Below are 23185 nucleotides of genomic sequence, written 5' to 3'. Positions count from 1 at the left end.
TCCCGCTGAGCTCCGGGCCGTCGCGCCCGGTTCCCTTCCTCTTAGCGGGCGCTGAGCTCCGACAACAGAGACACGAGCTGTTCGACATCGAAGGGCTTGTTCATCAACGGCACGTCGACGAGATCGTCGGGCACATTGCCGTCGCTGTAGCCGGTCACGAAGACGAAGGGGATCTTTTCGGCGAGGAGGTGGCGGGCGAGCTCGTTGGTGTGCTCGCCCTGCAGGTTGCGATCGACGACGGCGACGTCGACATCCTTTTGGGCGAGGATCGCCTGGGCCGCCTCGACGGTCCGCGCGATCCCGACGACCGTCGCACCGGCATCCTCGAGCACCATCTCGAGGTCCATGGCGGTGAGGCTCGAATCCTCGACGATGAGGACGGCGCGGCCTTCGATGCTGGTATTCTGGCTCGTCATTGGCGGACCATGGAGGACAGGCTCGGGTTCGGTTCGGTGAGTGTCGAGACGGGACTGGTCGATTTCGATACGGCAGCGCAGACCCTCGGGCGCGAAATCGAGGGTGATGACGCTCTGTGTCTGCGCGGGCACCAGCCGTTCGAGAACGGTGGAGCCGAAACCGCTGCGCATCGGCCCGCGCACGCGCGGCCCGTCCCGCTCCACCCATTCGATGACGAGAACGCCTTTGTCCTGCCGCCACTCGAAGCGCCAGCCGATATCGAGCCGGGCATCGTCGACCGACAGGGCGCCGTATTTCGCCGCATTGGTCGCAAGCTCGTGGAAGGCGATGGCGAAAAGCTGCGCATCGTCCGGCTTCATCTGCACCGACGGGCCGGCGATCGTGATGGTCGTCGACCCCTTGCCGCGGTAGGGCTCGAGTTCCTCTTCGAGCAATGTCACGAGGCTCGCCCCGACCCAGCGTGTGCTCGACAGCAGCGTATGGGCCCGCGCGATCGCGTCGAGGCGACCGGTGAAGTCGCTGATATAATGCTCGACCGATTCCGCGTTGTGGCGCGTCTGCCGCGCGAGGGCGGAGATGTTGGCGAGGATATTTTTAACCCGGTGGTCGAGCTCGTAAAGCAGGATGCTCTGCTGCTCCTCGGCCCGCTTGCGATCCTCGATATCGATCAGAACGCCGTACATGCGCACCGGCTTGCCGGTCTCGTCGAACGTCGTCTGGCCGCGCGCTTCGAGCCACATCGGCTGACCGTCGCGCGGAATGATCCGATATTCGCAATGGTAGACGCCGTCCCCCTCGAGCGCGCTTTCGAGGCAGCCGCGCACGGTGTCCCTGTCGTCGGGATGGATGTGCGAGAACCAGAGTTCGAAATCCGGCTCGATCTCGTTCACCCCATAGCCCACCAGCGAGAAATGACCGTCGCTCCAGACGACCTTGCCGCTCGTGCAATCCCAATCCCACGTCGCGAGGCGGCCGACCTCGATTGCGATTTCGAGGCGCTCGGCCGTCTCATGGCGGGCGTTGGTGATCTGCTGGCGTTCCACCGTCGCCCAGATGATGTTCGCGACGGCCTGCACGAAGTTGATGTCGTCGGCCGAGAATTCCTTGCGCCGGACCGTGTGCGCGCCGACGACGCCCCACGGCCGGTCCACCGGCCCCACCACGACGCTGAGGCCGGACACCACATTGTGCTCGATGAGGAGCTGCGGGCCCTCGAAACGCGTCTCGCTCCCGAGATCGTGGACGATCACCGGGGAGCGTGATTGCAGCGTGTAGCCGCCCTGGCTGTGCGCGCCCGCGGGAAGCTCGGCGACACCGACGAGGCCGGGCCGCCACCCGGTTCCGGCCCGCAGAACGAGGCTCGAACGGTCCGGCTTCATCTGCAGAATTTTGACGAGCGGCACGTCGAGCCGCTCCTTGATCGCGACCGTCACCTCCTCGAGGAGCCGGTCGATCGTCACGTCGGAACGCGTCGCGGTCTGCCCGAGGCTCGCGATCGCCGCCTGCTGACGCTCGCGCACGGCAAGCTGCTCGGCGGTAAATTTCAGCGTCGTCGCGTCGGAATAAGTGAGGACGATACCCGCGATCCGGTCGTCCGCCGTCCGGTAAGGCAGCGCGCGGCGGATGAACCAGCGGCCGTCCGCATTCTCGACCTCCGCCTCGCGCGGCACGAGGCGGCTGAGTACCGCCTTGGCGTCCTCGAAGAGGCGCGCGTCGTTGACCTTGAGGGCGAGATCGCTGACCGGCCGGCCGATATCGGTCTCGAGCACGTTGAGGAACTGGCCCGTCGCCGGGGTGAAGCGGCGAATGCGGAACTCGGTGTCGAGGAAAATCGTCGCGATATCGGTGCTCGCGAGAAGGTTGGTCAGGTCGTCGTTCGTCTCCTGCAGCTCGCGCACTTTCTCTTCGAGCTGGCTGTTGACGGTGCTGAGCTCCTCGTTCAGCGACTGAAGCTCCTCGCGCGAGGTTTCGAGCTCCTCATTCGAGGTCTGGAGCTCCTCGTTGATCGAGAGCACCTCTTCGTTGGAGGCCTTCAACTCCTCGTTGGAGCTTTCAAGCTCCTCGATCGTGCTCTGAAGATCGTCGCGCGTGATGCTGAGCTCATATTCGAGTTGATCGACGAGGTTCTGTTCCCCCTCGCCGACCGTGCGCCGGACCTCGGCCCCCTCCCCCTCGCTCGGCCGTTCGAGGAAGGAGACCACGAAGAGCCGCTCCTCGCCGAGCGTTGGAAGCGCACGCATCTCGATACGCACTTCGGTCTGCGGCTCGCCGGGGGTGCGATAGACGGCAAGCAGGGTCTCGGCCTCGCCGTCCGCGTCGATCGCCCGCTTGAGCGCGCCGCGCAGTTGCGGGCGGACGGCGGAGGTGACGAGCTGGGTCAATTGGGTGGTCGGCTCGCCCTCCGGCAGATCGAGGAAGCGGCGAACCGAGCCTTGATAGAATTGCACATTCTGCTGCGCGTCGATCACCACGGCGGGCGGAACGAACGCCTCGAACATCGCCTTGCGCAACGTGTCCGGCCAGTCGCTTGACATTCCACGCGTCCGGGCGATCCGGCGCGCGGCGGCGGGCCGATGGTCGGTCGGGCGGATGGGGAAATGCGGCTGGCGACGATCGAACCGCTCGACATGCTGATAGATCCGCCCCTCCGTGCTCACCGGGCGAAAGAGGTTCGTGTGCTTGCCGAGCGTCTCCGACGTTCCGAAAAACAGATATCCGCCCGGCGTGAGCGCGAAATGCATCAACTCGATGAGACGCGATTGCACCTCGGCCGACAGATAGATCATCAGATTGCGGCAACTGATGAGGTCGATGTGCGAAAATGGCGGATCGCCGACGACGTTCTGCACCGCGAGCGTCGTGATCTGACGAAGGCGCTTGTCGATCCGGTAGCGACCGTTTTCGGGAACGAAGAAACGATCGAGCCGCTCTTGCGAGACGTCCTGTGCGATCGACGCGGGATAAAGCCCGTCGCGCGCAAAGGCGATCGCCGCCTCGTCGATGTCCGTCGCGAAGATCTGGATTTCGAGCGCCTTTTCTTGGCGCTCCACCTCCTCGAGGCACAGCATCGCCAGCGTGTAAGCCTCCTCGCCCGTCGCGCAGCCGGCACACCAGACACGCAACGGCCCCGGCTCGGTCTTCGAGGCGACCAGCGCGGGAAGGATTTCGTTTTGGATGGCGGTCCAGGCGGCGGGGTCGCGGAAGAAACGAGTCACCGAAATGAGGAGATCCTTGAAGAGAGCACCGACTTCGGCCACGTCCCGATCGAGACGGACCACATAATCGGCGAGCGTGTCGCACTTGAGAAGACGCATTCGCCGGTTGATCCGGCGATTTAATGTCCCGGTCTTGTAGGAGCGGAAGTCGTAGCCGGTGTGCCGTTGAAGAAGACGCAGCACCGCGGCGAAGGAGAGCGGATCCGCCGCGTCGAGCGCTGGTTCGCCCGCCACGCCGCCGGCCCCCGACCGGCGCAGAACGGCGACGAGGTCGCGCGAGATCGTCTCGATGGGCAGAACGAAATCGGCGGCGCCGGCGGCGATGGCGCTATAGGGCATCCCGTCATGCTCGGCGCTTTCGGGGGTCTGAACGAATGTCGTCCCGCCGGCTTCCTGGATCTTTCGCGCCCCTTCCGCCCCGTCCGAGCCTGTGCCGGACAGTACGATGCCGACCGCTTTCGCGCCCCGCTCGCGGGCGAGCGAGACGAAGAAGTGATCCACCGATCGCTGCAGCGGCGACGATGGAGCCGCTGTAAGGCGAAGCCGATTGCCGTCGAGATCGATCAAGTGGCCTGGGGGCGCCACATAGGCGGTGCCGCGCGCGAGCGTCGCCCCGTCTTCGGCCTCCTCGACGGGCAAGTCAGACACACGGCTGAGAATGTGCGCCATCATGCTCTCGCGCGACGGGGCGAGATGCTGGACGATGACGATCGAGGCGTCCGTGTCGGCGGGCATCGCGCGCAACAACGCCTTCAGCGCGGCAAGGCCGCCCGCCGATGCACCGACACCGATGACGGGGATATCCGTCCGCTCGTCGCGCGATTCTTCGGCGGCGGGCGATGGCGACGCGTTCCCGTCGCCAAGGCACGCGTTGGCGGAATCGATCCACGTATGCGCCTCTTCGGAGGCGGATACCCCGGCGTCCGCGCCGCATCCCTCGTCTGTTAAATCCGACCGCTCCTTTGACATTTACGCGCTTTCCGGCCAGTCAGCCGCGACGAAGAGGCTCCGCGGCGAGGAAAATGATAGGACCGGCGTCGCCGACATCAAGGCGCCAATCGCGGCGATGCCACAATTGCCCCATCATTTGTTGTCCGATTGTCCGTCGCCCTCGCCGGGCGCAGTCGCTTAGTCGGTCGCGCTCGCGAGGAGATCGGGCCGCTCGCCGCCCCGCTCCGCATTCACCCTGTCGCGATGGACGATGAAGGCGAGAACGACACCGATGGAGGCGATGCCGGCGCCGACGAGACCCAGCGCGTGCAGACCGAGCGTTGCCGACACCAGGCCGCCGAGCGCCGCGCCGGACCCCTGCCCCATGAACACCATCGAACCGTTGAGGGCGAAGGCGAGCGTCGCCGCCGATCCCGAGAGAACGGCGATCTGGGTCTGGAGAATTGGTGACAGCGCGAAGAGGGCGACGGATCCGCCGAGCCCCGCGAGGATGACGAAGGCAAGACCCGCCGTCCCATGAAGCCCTGCGACCAGGCCGAGCGTATAGAGTGCCTGGATGAGGATGATCACGCTCATCAAGATCGCGATCATCGGACCGCGGCGACGCGAGACGATCGCCCCGAGGGTCAGCCCCAAAAGGCCGCCGATCCCGACACAGAATTGCACAGCGCCGATGCCGCTGCCACCGAGCCCGGTGAATTCGGTCACGATCGGCCCGACATAGGCAATGGTCGTGAAGGTGCCCGAAAACGAGAAGAATGTGAGGCCGAAATAGCCGAGGAGCGGCCAGCGCAGGATCGTGCGCATCGCCTGCCGCTCCGAGCTCGGATGCCGGCCGACCGTCGGCACTCCGATCGTCACCGCAAGCAAGGCGATGCCGGCGATACAGGCGGCGAGCCAGAACGAGGCGTGCCATCCGAATTGCTCACCGACGACGCTGCCCATCGGAATGCCGACGAGGAACGCGACCGAAATCCCCGCCATCACGGTGGCAAGCGCGACGGGCGCCCGCTCTTGCGGCACCATGGCGATCGCGATCGTCGAGGCGAGCGGCAGCGTGAGGGCGCCGATGAAGCCGGCGATCACCCGAACGACCAGGATCGCCGGATAGGACTCGGCGTTGGCGCAGGCGATGTTGGCGACCATCAATGTCGCGAGGACGAAGGACAGGAGCGCCTTGCGCTCGAACCGGCCGGTCAAACTTGCGAGAAGCGGGCCGCCGACGGCGCACGACAGCGCAAACGCCGTCTGCAATTGGCCCGCGGCGCCGATCGAAATGCCGAGATCGCTCGCCATCGGCTGCAAAACGCCCGCAAATACGAACGCGCTCGTCGAGAACGTGAACGGCGCGAGCATCAAAATAAAGAGTACCATGAAACTTCCTGCCGGCGGCCAATCTGAAATGCCCCGCACAGTCGGTCTATCGGGATGAGCGTTGGAGCGAAAGAGCGCAAGCCGCGCGGCGGGAATGCGACCGCGCAACGAAAAACGCGCCCGCTGGACAGCGGACGCGCAATTCATACACGCAATTGGCAGGACTGAAGATCAGAGATCTTCGCGATAGAACAGCTCCGGCTGGTCGGCAGCGCCGGTCGCAAGGGCCTGGCGCAGCTCCTCCGGCGCTTCGATCGCCGGGGCAGCCGTGACGACGCGAAGCTCTGCAATATCGTCCTCGGAGTCGCGAACGGTGATCGACGGGATGATCGTGTCCTTCGCGATCACGGTCGTGTTCCTCAGCGGATCGTGCGAATAGACCTCCCGGCCATCGGGATCGAGAAGAACGATCCGCTGCTTCTTGCCACCGCCGATCACTTCGACGTGCGTGACGACAGACGCGGACTCGATCCGATCGGTCTCGCGCTTGGTCGGCATGTCTTCGTAAGGGTTCGCAAGGTGGGCATCGCCGGAGAGCATCGTGCTCGCCATGACCATATTGTCGGTCAATCCCGCGACGGAACCGGTCACCTTGTTATAGAAATCTTCATGATTGGCGGCATACGCTGCAGCGGCAACGGATCCCGTGAACACGAGCGCTGCGACTGCGTATCGTCCGAACACTGACATCCGCGCCTCCTTCTGCAGAGATTTGTCCCTGCGGTGACGGCAACTGCGTGCCGTTCTGTTGCCGGCTTCCCCTGAAGCCGCTCCCAGCCCCCTTCAGATGGTATGTTGCGAATCAGCAACAAGGGCGGGTATGAAAATTTACCAACGCGTGATTTTCTCGACTTGGAACTTCCGCGCTGACCTATCAACGGATATTCTCACATCTTCGTTCCATCGAACACCCGCGTTTTTCGTATACCTCTGGTAACGAATTCCGGCAAGGTGATTGATGGTGCACGCACTCGACTCCCGAATCCGCATCCTGAAGAGTTCGAAACCGCGCCAAGAGGGCGCGTTCGTTCTTTATTGGATGCAACACAGTCAACGCGCTGAAGCGAACCCAGCATTCGAACGCGCGGCCTATTGGGCCAACGAATGCGGTCTTCCCCTCTTGGTCCTCTTCGTCGTCGATCCGAACTATCCAGACGGAAGCGTCCGCCATTTCACCTTCATGCTCGAAGGCCTGAAAGAAACGATGGCGGAGATCGGCAGACGGGGCGCGCATTTCGCGCTCCGCACCGGCCATCCGCCCGACATCGTGTGCCAAGTTGCGCAAGACGCAGCGATCGTCGTCACCGATCGCGGATATTTGAGGCACCTCGTTGCCTGGCGTGAAGAAGTCGCCGATGGGGCGGGCACGCTCGTCGAAGAGGTCGAAGGCGACGTCATCGTTCCGGTCGCCGAACCGACGGACAAGATGGAGACCGCCGCACGGACGATCCGGCCCAAACTTCACAAAACGTTGAAGAGGTTTCTGGAGCTTCCGCCCGCAATTACCATCAAGACGTCCGCGAAATCCCTCCCCCACAAGGACGACGTGTCACTTGGCGACGTCGAAGCCTTCGTCGCCTCGCTCGGTTGCGATGCGTCGGTGGGCGTCGCTCCCGGCTTTAAAGGGGGAACCAGCGAGGCGCGGCACCGCCTCACGAATTTCCTGCGCAACGACCTCAAACATTATGGCGAGGGCCGGGCCGATATCGTCGATCGGCACGTGTCGCACCTCAGCCCCTACCTCCATTTCGGCCAGATCTCGCCGCTCGAGATCTATCAGAAGGTCGTGAGCGCAAAGGCCAATTCGGACTCTTTCATCGAGGAGATGCTCATTCGCCGCGAGCTTGGCGTGAACTTCGTCTACCACACGCCAAACTACGACGCCTTCGAGGCGCTCCCCGAATGGGCGCAGGACACCCTCGCCCATCACGCCAAAGACAAGCGCGAGCCGTCCTATTCCGCGCGTGAGCTCGAGGACGGGAAGACGGACGACCCCTATTGGAACGCCGCGATGCGGGAGATGCGCGTCACCGGCTACCTGCACAATCATATGCGCATGTACTGGGGCAAACGGATCCTCGGTTGGATGACGTCGCCCAAGCGCGCCTTCGAGACGACGCTTCACCTCAACAACAAATATTTTCTCGACGGCCGCGACACCAATTCCTACGCGAACGTTGCGTGGATCTACGGTCTCCATGATCGCGGCTGGCCCGAACGGGACGTCTACGGCAAGGTGCGCACGATGACGCCGAGCGGTCTCAAGCGAAAATTCGACATCGACGCCTATGTGCGGTGGACCGAGCAGCTCTGACGGCCGCGCGGCCCCACGAACCCGCACGGCATGCGCCCATAAAAAAAGCGGCCCAGCGGCCGCTTTTCTCGCTCGATATGACGCGCCGTTTCGGCGGCTTTGTCAGATCGGGGTGCGCGCTTCGAAATCGCCCAACGGCTCGTCGCGATCCTCCGGGGTGGAGAAGAACAGCGCTTGGCTCACGACCGCCTTCACCGTATCGGTTTCGAACGGCTTGGTGATCAGGAAGGCCGGCTCGGGGCGCTCACCGGTCAACAGACGCTCCGGATAGGCGGTGATGAAGATCACCGGAACGTTGATCGAGGTGAGGATCTCGTTCACCGCGTCGAGGCCGGAGCTGCCGTCGGCGAGCTGGATGTCGGCAAGGACGAGGCCGGGGCGACGGCGGCGGACGGCTTCCATCGCTTCGGAATGGGTGCGCGCCATGCCGGCGACCTCGTGGCCGAGGCCTTCGACGAGGGCTTCGAGGTCCATCGCGATCATCGGCTCGTCCTCGATGATGAGGACGCTCGTCGCGACCTGCTCGGCGATCGAGCGGCCCGCTTCGTCGATCAGCGAGCGGATACCGGCGATATCGATGTCGAGGATGGCGGCGGCTTCTTGCAGGGAGAAGCCCTCCACCGTCGTCAGCAGAAAGGCCTGACGAGCCCGCGGCACCATCGCATCAAGCCGCTTTTCGAAGACGGCCGTGCGGGAGCTGACGTCATTGTTGACGTCGACCGAGTCCCAAACGCCGATCAGGATCCGATAGAGCGCCACGCGGGGCGGCAGATCCTGGGAAAACATCGTCGGGTCGGCCACGAGAGCCTGGAGCACCGCCTCGACATAAGCGTCGCCGCTCGGCTGGCTACCGGTCAAAGAGCGGGCGAAACGCCTGAGATAGGGGATGTGCGGTGCAATGGTCTTGGCGAGCGACATGGGGCGTCCTTGGCGGAAACAGTTCGAATCTACCACACGAAAAACCTCGGAGCACGCCCGAAGCTGACCGCCCCGGCTCACCCCAGAGGGAAACGTTTGATACTATGGAACGGATGAACGGGCTGAACCGTTCCATACAGGCGAGTCGTTTTCAATTCACGTGCGAGAAATGATTCAAACGAAGTTGGATGCCCAAAAAAGACGCCCCCTATGCGGGCGCGTGAACACAAAGGTGCGCGTGGTGCCCGTCAATGTCTAACGAGGATCGTTGGCGCGAATCCGCCCCCGATGACGATGTCATGCAGACGATGATCGGAAAACAGTTGCGAAGCTTGTATGATTCCGTGCTCGTCGAGCCCATCCCCGACAAGCTCGTTGAGCTTCTGGTCAAACTCGACGACGTCACGTCGGAAGGCGCTTCGCCTGCCGACGCTGGCAAAAACGCTGACGGGGAAGGCAACGAGCGCCAATGAGTGTTCGCGACGAACTGATCCGTCAAATTCCCAACCTGCGCGCCTTTGCCGTCAGCCTGTGCGGAAACGCCGAGCGGGCGGATGATCTCGTCCAGGAAGCGTTGATGAAGGCCTGGGCCAGCATCGACATGTTCCAGGCCGGAACCAACATGCGCGCATGGCTCTTCACCATCCTGCGCAACGTCTATTATTCCGATTTCCGCAAAAAGCGGCGCGAAGTCGAGGATGCGGACGGCAAGATGGCTGCCAATCTCGCGACCCATCCCGAACAACCCGGCCACCTCGATATGGCCGACTTCCGCGATGCGCTGAACCAGCTCGCGCCCGATCAGCGCGAGGCGCTTATCCTTGTGGGGGCGTCCGGCTTTTCTTACGACGAGGCGGCGGAGATCTGCGGGTGCGCCGTGGGCACCGTCAAAAGCCGCGTGAACCGCGCGCGTTCACGCCTGTCGGAGCTGCTCGCCCTTCAGTCCGGCGCCGATTACGGGCCCGATCATCAGAGCCAATCCGTCGTCGACTCCCGCAAGTTCTGATCGTGTGAGCGTAACGCTCGGAGAGGCTGTCCCACACTGACAACGCCGGGCGGTCCCTCCACCGCCCGCGTTCACCGCTGAGGAACTCTCCGTTCCTTCGCGTCACGCGCGGCCGCCCCTACATCAAAACCCTGTGGTTCTCGCCGATCGCCGTCGGCGCGCCGCCGGACGGTGAGGTCAGCATCTGCAAAGCGACGAAAAGATCCGCCGACGGACTGTTCCAACATTCCGCCACCTCCGGCTCGACACCGAACGCGATCGCCTTGCGGTCCTCATGGCCGTTCTCGAACCAGCCATCGACGGTCGGATTCCAGATCTCCTTTAGCCTCCCCGGATCAGTCGAAAAGTGCGCGGTCCCCGTCACCGTGACATACGCGCTCTCTTCGAGATCGAGGTAGATGAGGCAGACAGGTGCGTCCTCAATCGCCTTGAGGTCCTGATGCTGGTCGCGGCTCGCCACGAACCAGATCATTCCCTCGACACGATTGGCGACACCCACCATCGGCCTCGTGCGGATCGAGCCTCGGTCGTGCGTTACCAGCACGCACGTCCCGACCCGCGTGATCGTGTTCCAAACCAGGTCCCGTATATCTCTTGTCATCTCCTGCTCCGGCTCAAAAGCAATTCGCAGAAACGGACGATTCGATTGTCGTCCTTTAACTAGGACAACCTCAGCGGAACGATCTCGTTCCCCCCAAATGCCTGAAAGAGCTAACGAAACGTGTGGAAATCCAGCGCCTTGCGCGGGTCTGCCATGCGACCGACGCGGCGGCGCGATCAGGAGGCTTCGGCGAGCCGAATTCTGTCGGGGCTCGCGAACGGAACGACGCCTTCCATCGGCAACATGATGGACGCCGAAAGCCCCTCTTCCTCGAACGCCAACGTCACTTCGGCCCGCAGTGCACGGGACAGGTTGCGCTCGATGACAGTCATGCCGAAGCCGCGTGTCGTCGGCTCGGTGACGGCAGGGCCGCCCTTTTCCCGCCAAGCGAACTCCAGCTTGTCCCCCTCGGTGCTTTCCCTGACGCGCCAGGTCACCGACAACGAACCGGCCGTGTTCGCGAACGCGCCGAACTGGACGGCGTTCGCCGCGAGCTCGTGGATCGCGAGGCCGAGATTTTGCGAGGCCTCCGGCGACAGGATCACATCAGGGCCGGAGATTTCGACACGGGAAGACTGAGGCGGCACATATTGGCCGACCAGAACGTTGACGAGATCGCCGAGCTTCACTCCCGCCCATTCGTCCGCGACGATGAGATCCTGCGCAGCGCTCAGCGCTCTGAGACGCGCGATCAATGCCGGCACGAACGTTTCAACGGTCTTCGACTGGGTGGAGGTTTGCCGCGCGATCGCGATCACGACCGTCAGAAGATTTTTCGTCCGGTGCGTGAGCTCCCGCATTACGAGGCGCATCTGCTCCTCGTTCCGCTTGCGGTTGGTGATGTCGATCGAGGCCCCGGTCACGCCGGAGACGCTGCCATCGGGCCGCAGATTGGGCTCGACATGCATGTCGTACCAGCGCCGCTCGGCGCCCTCGCCGACCCCGACTTCGGCCGACACCGGCCGTTTCGTCTCGATCACTTGCCGCTTCAACGACAGGATCGTCTCCTGATCGGCAGCGGGTAGAAGCTCCTCATCGGTCCGGCCGATGATCGAGCCGACTTGTGTCTCGTCCGAGTTCGCCCACGTGTAGCGGAATTCATGGTCTTGCGAGAACACCATGATCCGCTCGCTGCGGAGCGCGAGGTTGAAGCGTTGCAGCGTCTCCGCGAGGCGGCGCGACAGGTCGGTGCGCATCATATCGAGGCGCTTGGAGCGGGTGATATCGATCGCGGTACAGACGAGGCCGACCGGCTCGCGATGCTTGTCGGCGATCGGCACCACATCGACGCGGAACCAGGAGCGGTCCCCCTCGCCCGGCAATTCGATCTCGAAGGTTTGCGTGGTGTTGGTCGCGAGCGCGCGCCGCTTGTGGCCGATCACCAACGGGCGCACGGCCTCCGGCAGCACCTCGTCATCGGATTTTTCGAGAACTTCGATCGGCGCGAGGCCCGGCCGTGGATTGACGATCCACTGATAAGCGAGCTTGGCATCCTGATAGAAAACGGTGATCTGCGCATTGCGCGTCGCGAGCTCGAAATAACGGTGCATTTCGTTCACCGTCTTCAGCTTTTCATGCTCGCGCTTCAAAAGCCCGCGCAACCGCATCTGCCGCGCCTCGAGGCGGCGTTGCTGGTCCGCGACCGTATCGCTGCCCTTTGTAGCGCGCTTGATCGAGGGCACCAGGACGCGCTCGATGAGGATGAGGAACGCGACGAGAAGGCTCGCGAGCGCGGCCGTGTTGGTCACGTAGACCACCCAGGGATGGATCCCCGGCAGCCCCTGCCCGCCGCCGATGCCGAACAAAATACCCAGCGCCGGCGTCGAACCGATGATGACGAAAGCGGTCAGAAGGGCAAGGGTGCGCACCTTCCAGCCGGCCGCCGCAATCGCAAATAGGACAAGCGTTGCGGCGGCGCCGATTTGAGCAAGGGCGATGGGCCAGGACGCGACATAAAAGAACACGCCCTAAGTCCCGTTCATGCCGGCGACTTCACCATTCGGCGCTCCGTAAGGCCGCCTTTGTGAATGAGGCAATCCCTTGCCAGACAAGCGATTTCGCTCCTGTGTCTAACCTATTGCAACGAACCTAGAGCCTCGACAGCCAATCGTCGACTGCCGAGCGGGCGTCTTCTTTGGACTTGCCGTAGCGCTCTTGGATTTTTCCCTCCAAACGAAGGCGATCGCCCTCCACTTCGGTGAGGTCGTCATTGGTCAGCTGGCCCCATTCGGATTGGGCGCGGCCCTGCCACTGTTTCCACTGGCCTTCGATTTGATCCCAGTTCATCTGAGCTCTCCTACGTTGCAGATGCACGATCTCAACGAGGAGACAGGCCAATCCGTTTCATGCTGATCGGTCGGGCGCGACCGATATTCGCAGGCTCCTCATTTTGCGGGACAAATTCCGGCGGGTGGAACGATCAGCCCCCCGCTTGCTTTCCGACCGTGTCGGCGACATAGGCGCCCCGGCGACCCATCGGCTGCTCGGGGCCGATGGTGGTGTCGACCATCGTCTGATGCTCCACCTCCGCGGCGAGCTGCGCTCCGAGGAGAAGGATGTAGGCCGAGATATAGAACCAGAACATCAGCGCGATGATGGTCCCGAGTGAGCCGTAGACGACCGTATAATCGGCGATGTTGGACAGGTACCAGGACAACAGGGTCGAGGCGATGAGCCAGCCGATCGCGACCGTGGTGGCGCCGACGAGGATCCACCGCCACTTCGCCGCCCGGCGGCTCGGACCGATTCGGTAGATCGCGGCCGAGCCGAACGTCACCGTCAGAAACAGGATCGGCGCCGAAACCCGTCGCCCGCCATAATCGAGAATGCTGACCCCCTCCGCGCCCATCATCAGCGGCATCAGGACGATGAAGCCGACCATCACGAGCCCCGCGAGAAGGCCGGTGATGGTGACGCCGAAGGAGCGCAGATAGAGCGCGATCGTCCCCCGCTTCTCGATCTCGCCATAGGCGATGTTCATCGCGCCGAAGAGCGCGATCACCGCGTTGTTCATCGACCAGAGCGAGATGCCGATGCTCGCGATGAATGCGAAGGTGAGGCCGTTCTCGTGCAGATGGCGCACGCGGCTGATCTCGTTGCTCATCCAGTCGAGCGCCTGATCGGGCAGGTAGCCGCGCAGGAACGACACGTGGCTCGCGAGCGTCGTGGGATCGGTGAAGATGCTGTAGGACGTGACCACGGCGATCATCGCCGGAATCAGAGCGAGGAAGACGTAGAACGTCACGCCCGCGGTGATGAGACCGAGATTGTCGATCGAGACCCTCTCGATCATCCGCACCACGATATCCCACCAGCCCCGCCAACCGATTTCCATCGGATTTCGCGCTGCTCGACCGCGAAGGCGCTCGTGATAAGGCAGTTTTGCGGGCGCCACGCTGGCCCGCGCCCCAACGCGCTCTTCGCTAAGCGATCTCATTCGCGACCTTGCATCCACTCGTCGCGTTACCTTTGTTTCGTTTCTACGCAAATTGACTCGAACGTTCGGCCAGCTCCTCGCGTTGTCTCTGCATCCAGAGCTTCACCGCAGTAGGAGCCGGCTTTGAGCCTCGCCGAAGAATCCGCCCAATCCACGACGCCCAAACCCGAGAGGCCCCGCGTCAATGTCGGCGCGGGCGTTAAAGTCCCTCTCATTATCCTGAGCACGATCGCCGTTCTGGGCGCACTCGACTATGCTCAAAGTCTCATGCTGCCGATCATCCTGGCGTTTGTCCTGTCACTGACGCTGACGCCGGTCAACATGTGGCTGCAAAAGCGAATTTGGGCGGGCGCATCCGCCCTCCTCCTTGTTGCGACACTCACATTGGTCGTCACCGCCGCGGCGATGACGCTCTCCGGCCCGATCGGCGCATGGATCGACGATGCGCCGCGCATCGGCAACATGCTGCGCCAACGCCTCGCCGATATCCGTGAACCGGTCGAGGCCGTCACGCGGGCGAGCAAGGAGGTCGAGGAGATCACCAACGCGACGTCCGATCCCGCTGTGCGGGAGGTGGTGCTGCGCCAGCCGGGCCTCATGAACCGCGCCGCGACCAACATCAGCAGCCTGGCCTCGACCCTCGTCGTCGCGATCGCCCTCACCTATTTCCTTCTCGCGACCAACCGGCTCATCTACGAGAAAATCGTTCACGCTGCGCCGAAGCTGAGCGACAAAAAGCGATCACTCATGATCGTGAACAACATCGTGACTGTGGTCTCGAAATACCTCCTCACCATCACGGTGATCAACGCGTGCTTCGGGCTGACCATCGGAACGGTGATGTGGCTGATCGGGATGCCGAGCCCGGTCCTATGGGGCATCGCCGGCTTCTTCTTGAATTATCTGCCCTTTGTCGGCTCTCTTATCGGCACGGTCACGGGCATTTTGATCGGCCTCCTCACCTATCAGCAGATCGAGTGGGCCATTCTCCCCGGCATCGCTTATTTCGGCCTGACGACGCTGGAGGGCAATTTCATTACCCCGCACATTCTCGGCCATCGGCTCGAGCTGAACCCGGTGGCGATCCTGCTCTCGATCGCTCTTTGGGGGTTCTTGTGGGGGGTCGCCGGCATCATCCTCGCCGTGCCGATCCTGATCATCGTCAAAGTGATCAGCGACAATATTCCGGAGTTCTCCGGCCTCGCCGACTTCCTGTCGGGCGCCACGGCGACTGAACGGATGCAGGAGGAACCCGTCACCTGACGGCGGACGGCATCACGCGGAGGCGGCTTGCGCAACGCGGGTCGCCTCTTTCGAGGATACGAGGCGCGACGCCTCATACGCTCGAAAAAATGTAGGGTGTGCCGACGTATCGAGGTCTGACCTCGTTGCCGTCGGCACACCCTTTTTACGGTCAAGCGACCGCAGAAGCCGATCTCGCAGAAGACAGCTCCCCCGCGAGACGGAAGCGTGGATCACGCGTTCAGCGCATCCTTCAGCGGCTTGCCCGGGCGGAACTTCGGGACCTTGGCTGCCTTGATCGTGATCGTTTCGCCCGAACGGGGGTCACGGCCCTGGGACTCGGGGCGGTCGGTCACGGCGAACACGCCAAAGTTGGTGATGCGCACCTCGTCCCCGCTCTTCAGTGCAGCGATGATGGCACTGAAGGTCGCGTCCACGGCCTTCGCCGCGTCCTTGGCGCTCAGTTCGGTGAGCTCCGCCACTTCGGCGGCGAGTTCTGCTTTCTTCATTCCGTCTCTCCTTATCGCGGACGACTCGGTAACACTCTCATTGGGAGCAGCCGACGCAAAGCGAGATTTGCCCCAGAGGCCCCGGTTCCCCTGGAAAATTGAGGATCAAACGTTTCGAAACCACAAAAATCTCACGGGCGCGGTCCTTTGCCCCGTTTCAAACGCGAAAGTGGGCAATATCAAAGCAAGAATCCCGCCTAAGTTGTAGAATTTCTACGAAAAAAAGGCGGGAAACTCCCGCCTTTTTCTCAGTCACTGCCTACCTTTTGCTCAGTGGGCGCGAAAGTTGGCCGATTCGTCGTCCTCCGCGGCCGCTTCGCTCCTCGGCTTGTAGGCCGGCTCGGTCCATTCGATCGCCTCCGGCATCCGCACGAGAGCCCGCTTCAGAACCTCGTCCATCCGCGAGACCGGCACGATCTCGAGCGCGTTCTTCACGTTGTCCGGAATGTCCGCCAGATCCTTGGCGTTCTCTTCCGGGATCAACACCGTGGTGATACCGCCGCGCAGGGCTGCGAGAAGCTTCTCCTTCAGCCCGCCGATCGGCAAAACACGGCCGCGCAACGTGATCTCGCCCGTCATCGCGATATCCCGACGGATCGGAATCCCCGTCATCACCGAGACGACCGCAGTCGCCATGGCAATGCCGGCAGACGGACCGTCCTTTGGCGTCGCCCCTTCCGGCACGTGGACGTGGATGTCCCGCCGGTCGAACTGGGGCGGCTCGATGCCGAGATCGACGGCCCGCGAGCGGACATAAGACGCCGCAGCGGAGATCGATTCCTTCATCACGTCCCGAAGGTTGCCGGTGACGGTCATCTTGCCCTTACCCGGCATCATCAGACCTTCGATGGTGAGAAGCTCACCGCCGACTTCGGTCCAGGCGAGGCCGGTCGCGACGCCGATCTGGTCCTCGAGCTCGGCCTGGCCATACCGGTAGCGCGGCACGCCGAGATACTCTTCGACCTTCTCCGGCGTCACCTCGATCGACTTCACCTCACCCTTGGCGGACAGGATCTCCTTCACCGCCTTACGGGCGAGCGTCGCGATCTCCCGCTCGAGATTACGCACACCCGATTCGCGCGTGTAGCGACGGATCAGGAGGCGCAGCGCGTCGTCGCCGATCGAGAACTCGCCGGCCTTCAGACCGTGGTCGGCGACCGACTTGTCGATCAGATGGCGACGCGCGATCTCCACCTTCTCGTCCTCGGTGTAGCCGGCGATGCGGATCACCTCCATACGGTCCATCAGGGCCGCCGGGATGTTCAGCGTGTTGGCCGTCGTCACGAACATCACGTTCGAGAGGTCGTATTCGACCTCGAGATAGTGGTCCATGAACGTCGAGTTCTGTTCCGGATCGAGCACCTCGAGCAGCGCCGACGACGGATCGCCCCGGAAGTCCATGCCCATCTTGTCGATCTCGTCGAGCAGGAAGAGCGGGTTCGACCGCTTGGCCTTCTTCATCGACTGGATGACCTTGCCGGGCATCGAACCGATATAGGTCCGCCGGTGGCCGCGGATTTCCGCCTCGTCGCGCACGCCGCCCAGCGACATGCGGACATACTCACGTCCGGTCGCCTTCGCGATCGACTTCGCGAGCGAGGTCTTGCCGACGCCCGGAGGGCCGACGAGGCACAGGATCGGCCCCTTCAGCTTGTTCGCGCGCGCCTGCACGGCGAGATATTCGAGGATCCGCTCCTTGACCTTCTCCAGGCCGAAATGATCGGTCTCGAGCACCTGCTCGGCATGTTCGAGGTCGTTCTTGATCCGCGACGGCTTCTTCCACGGGATCGAGAGCACCCAATCGAGGTAGTTGCGCACGACGGTCGCTTCGGCGGACATCGGGCTCATCTGGCGCAGCTTCTTCAGCTCCGCCTCGGCCTTCTCCCGCGCCTCCTTCGACAGCTTCGTCGTCTTGATGCGCTCTTCGAGTTCGGCGAGCTCGTCCTTGCCGTCCTCAGAATCGCCGAGTTCCTTCTGGATCGCGCGCATCTGCTCGTTCAGATAATATTCGCGCTGCGTCTTCTCCATCTGGCGCTTGACGCGGCTGCGGATGCGCTTCTCGACCTGAAGGACCGAGATCTCGCCGTTCATGATGCCGAGCACCTTCTCGAAACGCTCGATCACGGAAGCGGTCGCGAGGATCTCCTGCTTGACCGGGATCTTGACGACGAGGTGCGAGGCGACCGTGTCGGCGAGCTTCGCATAATCCTCGATCTGACCGACGGCGCTGATCACCTCCGGCGAAATCTTCTTGTTCAGCTTGACGTAATTTTCGAACTCCGAAACCACAGAGCGCGAAAGCGCCTGGGCTTCGGTGCCGTCATAATCCGGCTCTTCGACCGGGGCGACGGTCGCCTCGAAATAGTCGGAGCGTTCGGTGAACGCATCGATCGACGCGCGCGCCGTCCCTTCGACGAGCACCTTCACGGTCCCGTCCGGCAGCTTCAGAAGCTGAAGCACCGTCGCGAGCGTGCCGATCTCAAACAGGCCTTCCGGCTTCGGATCGTCGTCGCTCGCCTCGCGCTGCGTCACGAGCAAAATCTGGTTGTCCGCCCGCATGACTTCTTCAAGCGCGCGGATCGACTTTTCACGGCCGACGAAGAGCGGGACAACCATGTGGGGGAAAACCACGATGTCGCGCAGCGGAAGGACGGGAAACGTCCCCGAGGCAGGCCGCGCTTCGGTGTCCCTAGTGTCGTCCGACTTTGTCATGGAACTGTCCTTTCAGCTTGGCTCCGGCTCGCCAAAGAATGCACGAGTCGAGCCACCGGCACCGCACACGAGCCGCTTGGGCTCCCAACCACCCACGGAATAGTCGATCGGGCGTGGCGGTGATGAAGGGCTGAGGGGAATTCCCCGCCCTCCTGCGAAGTGGCGTCGGACCGTACAAACGTCAAGTCTCGCCGCCGCTTTCGGGCCGTGGTCCACCATGCGGCGCGAGCCTGTTCCGCGCCTGGCGCGATGGTCGCGAAACGGTCCGATTGTGGACCGGGAACTTGGACCGGGCACAACAAAGCGGATGCCGTCGTGCCGCGTGCGTCGATTTGCCGACCGGTTTGCGGCCGACCGGACCAGACGGGCCCGGCGCGACGATGACATCGGCGGCGCAACATCTGCGTATGCGGCGCCGTCATAACGGTGCACACGCGGATGGGATGTGCACGACAATGGCGTGTCGCCGGAGTGATGGGCGTGGCCCCACATGAACCGCGCATCGAAACGGGTCCCGCCGGAGGGGCACCGAGGCACGCGGGCCGGCGCGCTTCCAAGCGGGAAAATGCCTGTCACGTTCGCCGTGACAGGCACCGGATCGTCAGGCCGACGTCCGCGACGGTTCGCTCGCGCGGTCATCGTAGATGTAGAGCGGGCGGGCCGTGCCGCCGATAACCTCTTCAGAGATCACCACCTCTCGAACGCCATCGAGCCCCGGAAGTTCGTACATCGTGTCGAGCAGGATCGCCTCGAGAATAGAGCGCAGACCTCTTGCGCCGGTCTTGCGCTCGATCGCCTTGCGGGCGATCGCCTTCAGCGCGTCGGTGTGGAAGGTGAGTTCGACACCCTCCATCTCGAACAGGCGTTGATACTGCTTCACGAGCGCGTTCTTCGGCTCCGACAGGATCTGCACGAGGGCCAGCTCGTCGAGATCCTCGAGCGTCGCGAGCACCGGGAGACGGCCGACGAACTCGGGGATCAGGCCGAATTTCAGGAGATCTTCGGGCTCCACGTTGCGGAACAGCTCGCCGGTGCGGCGATCCTCCGGCGCGAAGACCTGGGCCTTGAAGCCGATCGACGTGCCGCGGCCGCGATCGGAAATGATCTTCTCGAGGCCGGCGAAGGCGCCGCCGCAGATGAAGAGGATGTTGGTCGTGTCCACCTGCAGGAATTCCTGCTGGGGATGCTTGCGCCCACCCTGCGGCGGAACGGAAGCGACCGTGCCCTCCATGATCTTCAACAGCGCCTGCTGGACGCCCTCGCCCGACACGTCGCGCGTGATGGACGGGTTGTCCGACTTGCGGCTGATCTTGTCGACCTCGTCGATATAGACGATGCCGCGCTGAGCGCGCTCGACATTATAGTCGGCGGCCTGAAGGAGCTTCAGGATGATGTTCTCGACGTCCTCGCCGACATAACCGGCTTCGGTCAGCGTCGTGGCGTCGGCCATCGTGAAGGGCACGTCGAGAATGCGGGCGAGCGTCTGCGCGAGCAGCGTCTTGCCGCAACCAGTCGGGCCGATCAGCAGAATATTCGATTTCGCGAGCTCCACGTCGTTCGACTTGGAGGCGTGGCTCAACCGCTTGTAGTGGTTGTGAACCGCGACGGAGAGGACCTTCTTCGCGTCCTTCTGCCCGATCACATAATCGTCAAGAACCTTTCGGATCTCGAGCGGGGTTGGGATTCCGTCCCGCGCCTTCACCAGCGAGGATTTGTTCTCCTCGCGGATGATGTCCATGCACAGTTCGACGCACTCGTCGCAGATGAACACGGTAGGACCCGCGATGAGCTTGCGCACTTCATGCTGGCTCTTGCCGCAGAACGAGCAGTAGAGCGTGTTCTTCCCATCGCCGCTGGTCGCCTTGCTCATACACTCACCTCTGCTTCGTCCGCAGCACGCCTGGCGACGTTCATGCCAAGCGGCACCCAAACTCCGGCCCAGGGGGCCGTTTCGTTACACCTCACCGGCATATTGGACGTGCCCTTGTGCCGATGCAAACAGCCACATTGGCTACCAAACCAATCCAGCCGTTACTAAACATAAAACTCACAGCGCGCGTTCGTGAGTCCCCAACGGCCTACAAAATCTGATTTGCCGAACCGATGGGGTCACGAAACGTCACGATCTCGCCACCTACACAAGCAAAAAACACGCTCTAGTTGTCAAGCGCGGCCCGGCTCTCGATCACCTGATCGATAATGCCGAACTCCTTTGCGGTATCGGGTGTCATATAATTGTCGCGTTCCAGCGCGTTCTCGATGACATCCAGCGCCTGCCCGGTGTGCTTGCGATAGATCTCATTGAGGCGGCGCTTCAGCGACAGGATCTCCTGCGCCTGGAGCTGGATGTCCGCCGCCGTGCCGCGGAAACCGCCGGACGGCTGGTGGACCATGATCCGCGCGTTCGGGAGGGAGAAGCGCATGTCCTTCTCCCCCGCCGCGAGGAGCATCGCCCCCATCGACGCGGACTGACCGATGCACAGCGTCGAGATCGTCGGCCGCACGAACTGCATCGTGTCGTAGATCGCGAGGCCCGACGTCACGATGCCGCCCGGTGAGTTGATGTAGAGCGAGATCTCTTTGTTCGGATTGTCAGCTTCCAGATAGAGAAGCTGGGCGCACACCAGCGTCGCCACCGTGTCCTCGATCGGACCGGTGATGAAGATGATGCGCTCCGACAAGAGGCGCGAAAAGATGTCGTAAGCCCTCTCCCCGCGGTTCGTCTGTTCGACGACCATGGGGACGAGCGTCGACATGGCATACTCAACGGGATCTTTCATGGGTATCGCGCCTAGTGACCGTGGTGATGATCGTGGTCGTGATCGTGATGATGATCATGGTCGTGATCATGATCGTGGTGATGGTGATCATGGTCATGGTCATGGTCATGGTCGTCGTCCTGCAGGAGCTCTTCGCGCGGGACGACCTTGTTGGTCACCGTGACGAGCTCGAGCAGATAGTCGACCACCTTGTCCTCGAAGATCGGAGCACGGAGGCTCGCGATCGCCTGCGGATTCTGGCGGTAGAACTCGATGACCTGACGCTCCTGGCCAGGGAACTGGCGCAGACGCTCGGACAGCGCGCGCTGCACTTCCTCGTCCGTCACCTGAACCTCGGCCTTGGTGCCGACCTCGGACAGAAGCAGCCCGAGACGCACGCGGCGCTCGGCGATCTTCTGATAGTCCGCACGCGCCTTCGCCTCGCTGCCGTCCGCATCGTCGGCGGCGTCGGCATCGAAGGTCTCGCCGCGCTGCTCCATGTCGCTCGTGACCTGGCGCCAGATCGTCTCGAATTCCGAATCGACCAGCTTCTGCGGCAGCGCGAATTTGAAGCGCTCGTCGAGCGCGTCGAGGAGCGCGCGCTTCACCTTGGCGCGGGTCGCGCCGGCATAGCCCTGCTCCATCTGGAGGCGAACGGCCTCCTTCAGCTTGTCGATCGATTCCATGCCGAGCTTCTCGGCAAGCGAATCGTCGATCTTGTCGTCCTGCGGCGCGGCGACTTCCTTCACCTTGACGTCGAAGACGGCTTCCTTGCCCGCGAGCTCGGCGGCCGCATACTCCTTCGGGAAGGTCACGGTGACGGTCGTCTCGTCGCCCGCCTTGGTGCCGGTGAGCTGCTCTTCGAAGCCCGGAATGAACCGGCCCTGGCCGACCACGATGTCGATATCCTCGGCGGTGCCGCCCTCGAAGGCGACATCGTCGATCTTGCCGACGAAGTCGATCTTGAGGCGATCGCCGTCCTCGGCCGCGCGCTCGACCACGTCATAGTCGCGATAGCGCTTGGCGAGCTCGACGACTTCCTTGTCGACCTCGGCCGCGTCGATCTCGACGATCGGGCGCTCGATGCTGATCGTGTCGAGGCCGGTGACTTCGATCTCCGGCAGAATCTCATACTTCACGTCGAAGGCGAGATCGGTCTTGCCTTCCATGACGTCCTGCATCGAATCCTGGTTGAGGTCGATGTCGGGCTGCATGGCGGGCTTTTCGTCCCGCTTTTCGACGGCGTCACGCACGCTTTCGGACATGACGTCGTTTATGACTTCGGCCATCGCGGAGCGGCCGTACATCTTCTTGAGGTGCGCCATGGGCACCTTGCCGGGGCGAAAGCCCTTGAGTTTCACCTTCTTCGAGAGGTCGTCGAGATAGGTGGTGAGACGCTCTTCGAGAGCCGCTGCGGGGACCACCACTTTCAGCTCCCGCTGCAGACCGTCCGCGCGGGTTTCCGTCACTTCCATGGGCTCACTTTCCGCAGGTACTTTCAGGTTGTCGGGGAATGGCGCCTCATGTCGCCCCGCCGCCCGGCGAAGTCAATGGCCCCCGTCTCGGTTCACGTTCGCAAGTCACGCTCGCGCCTTCGCTCATGAACAGATCGGGTGCCGCATGGCGTTCGCCAACCCCTCGTTTCGGGGGAGAGACTGGAACCCATTCGGGGCGGAAAGCAAGGGGGTTCGTCAGCCCACCACAAAGCCGCCGCCCCTTAAAGCCAAAGAG

18 protein-coding genes are annotated in these 23185 nt (G+C 63.0%); 5 read left to right on the top strand and 13 right to left on the bottom strand.

Annotated features, from left to right (window positions below):
* Positions 1-41: 41 nt before the first annotated feature.
* Positions 42-4367 (bottom strand): CheR family methyltransferase, encoded by a 4326-nt coding sequence (locus tag L1787_RS07265; protein WP_235708018.1) that lies wholly within the window; start codon positions 4365-4367, stop codon positions 42-44.
* On the opposite strand from L1787_RS07265, the gene L1787_RS07260 reads away from it, so the two are divergent.
* Positions 4336-4764 (top strand): hypothetical protein, encoded by a 429-nt coding sequence (locus tag L1787_RS07260; protein WP_235708017.1) that lies wholly within the window; start codon positions 4336-4338, stop codon positions 4762-4764. The genes L1787_RS07265 and L1787_RS07260 overlap by 32 nt on opposite strands.
* Here L1787_RS07260 and L1787_RS07255 read toward each other — a convergent pair.
* Positions 4761-5957: an MFS transporter gene (locus tag L1787_RS07255; protein ID WP_235708016.1), complete on the bottom strand. Its 1197-nt coding sequence runs from the start codon at positions 5955-5957 to the stop codon at positions 4761-4763. The two genes, L1787_RS07260 and L1787_RS07255, sit on opposite strands and share 4 nt — an antisense overlap.
* A 171-nt stretch (positions 5958-6128) precedes the next feature.
* Positions 6129-6647 carry a hypothetical protein gene (locus tag L1787_RS07250; protein WP_235708015.1) on the bottom strand — a complete coding sequence of 173 codons (519 nt, stop codon included), beginning with the start codon at positions 6645-6647 and terminating at the stop codon, positions 6129-6131.
* A 268-nt stretch (positions 6648-6915) separates the two neighbouring features.
* Here L1787_RS07250 and L1787_RS07245 point away from each other — a divergent pair, with 268 nt between their 5' ends.
* Complete coding sequence (locus L1787_RS07245) at positions 6916-8271, top strand: deoxyribodipyrimidine photo-lyase (protein WP_235708014.1); 1356 nt, start codon at positions 6916-6918, stop codon at positions 8269-8271.
* 102 nt (positions 8272-8373) lie between these two features.
* On the opposite strand, the gene L1787_RS07240 is transcribed toward L1787_RS07245, so the two are convergent.
* Entirely contained in the window at positions 8374-9189 is an 816-nt protein-coding gene (locus L1787_RS07240; protein WP_235708013.1) for a response regulator, read from the bottom strand.
* Positions 9190-9440: 251 nt separating this feature from the next.
* On the opposite strand from L1787_RS07240, the gene L1787_RS07235 reads away from it, so the two are divergent.
* The gene (locus L1787_RS07235; protein WP_235708012.1) at positions 9441-9662 is read left to right on the top strand and encodes a NepR family anti-sigma factor; all 222 of its coding nucleotides are present in this window, start codon (positions 9441-9443) and stop codon (positions 9660-9662) included.
* The gene (locus L1787_RS07230) at positions 9659-10195 is read left to right on the top strand and encodes a sigma-70 family RNA polymerase sigma factor (RefSeq protein ID WP_235708011.1); all 537 of its coding nucleotides are present in this window, start codon (positions 9659-9661) and stop codon (positions 10193-10195) included. The genes L1787_RS07235 and L1787_RS07230 overlap by 4 nt, the downstream gene beginning before the upstream one ends.
* Before the next feature lie 118 nt (positions 10196-10313).
* Here L1787_RS07230 and L1787_RS07225 read toward each other — a convergent pair whose 3' ends face one another.
* From L1787_RS07225 to L1787_RS07210, 4 genes are all read right to left on the bottom strand, one after another.
* On the bottom strand, positions 10314-10796 hold the full coding sequence (locus L1787_RS07225; protein WP_235708010.1) for a pyridoxamine 5'-phosphate oxidase family protein: 483 nt from the start codon (positions 10794-10796) through the stop codon (positions 10314-10316).
* 176 nt (positions 10797-10972) lie between these two features.
* Positions 10973-12760: a sensor histidine kinase gene (locus L1787_RS07220; RefSeq protein ID WP_235708009.1), complete on the bottom strand. Its 1788-nt coding sequence runs from the start codon at positions 12758-12760 to the stop codon at positions 10973-10975.
* A gap of 124 nt (positions 12761-12884) precedes the next feature.
* On the bottom strand, positions 12885-13082 hold the full coding sequence (locus L1787_RS07215) for a CsbD family protein (RefSeq protein ID WP_235708008.1): 198 nt from the start codon (positions 13080-13082) through the stop codon (positions 12885-12887).
* Positions 13083-13215: 133 nt separating this feature from the next.
* Entirely contained in the window at positions 13216-14130 is a 915-nt protein-coding gene (locus tag L1787_RS07210; protein ID WP_235708007.1) for a YihY/virulence factor BrkB family protein, read from the bottom strand.
* A 225-nt stretch (positions 14131-14355) separates the two neighbouring features.
* On the opposite strand from L1787_RS07210, the gene L1787_RS07205 reads away from it, so the two are divergent.
* Complete coding sequence (locus L1787_RS07205; protein ID WP_235708006.1) at positions 14356-15495, top strand: AI-2E family transporter; 1140 nt, start codon at positions 14356-14358, stop codon at positions 15493-15495.
* A gap of 212 nt (positions 15496-15707) precedes the next feature.
* On the opposite strand, the gene L1787_RS07200 is transcribed toward L1787_RS07205, so the two are convergent.
* From L1787_RS07200 to tig, 5 genes are all read right to left on the bottom strand, one after another.
* The gene (locus L1787_RS07200; protein ID WP_369415065.1) at positions 15708-15998 is read right to left on the bottom strand and encodes an HU family DNA-binding protein; all 291 of its coding nucleotides are present in this window, start codon (positions 15996-15998) and stop codon (positions 15708-15710) included.
* Between the two features lie 255 nt (positions 15999-16253).
* Positions 16254-18695: an endopeptidase La gene (lon, locus tag L1787_RS07195; protein WP_235708004.1), complete on the bottom strand. Its 2442-nt coding sequence runs from the start codon at positions 18693-18695 to the stop codon at positions 16254-16256.
* 601 nt (positions 18696-19296) lie between these two features.
* On the bottom strand, positions 19297-20565 hold the full coding sequence (gene clpX, locus L1787_RS07190) for an ATP-dependent Clp protease ATP-binding subunit ClpX (protein ID WP_235708003.1): 1269 nt from the start codon (positions 20563-20565) through the stop codon (positions 19297-19299).
* A gap of 286 nt (positions 20566-20851) precedes the next feature.
* Complete coding sequence (locus L1787_RS07185; protein WP_235708002.1) at positions 20852-21475, bottom strand: ATP-dependent Clp protease proteolytic subunit; 624 nt, start codon at positions 21473-21475, stop codon at positions 20852-20854.
* A gap of 11 nt (positions 21476-21486) precedes the next feature.
* Positions 21487-22929 (bottom strand): trigger factor, encoded by a 1443-nt coding sequence (gene tig / locus L1787_RS07180; protein WP_235708001.1) that lies wholly within the window; start codon positions 22927-22929, stop codon positions 21487-21489.
* Positions 22930-23185 lie beyond the last annotated feature (256 nt).

This window comes from Acuticoccus kalidii, from assembly GCF_021556395.1.
Taxonomy (GTDB): Bacteria; Pseudomonadota; Alphaproteobacteria; order Rhizobiales; family Amorphaceae; genus Acuticoccus; species Acuticoccus kalidii.
The sequence above is the reverse complement of the archived record's forward strand: the minus strand, read 5'-3'. Positions and strand labels throughout refer to the sequence as shown.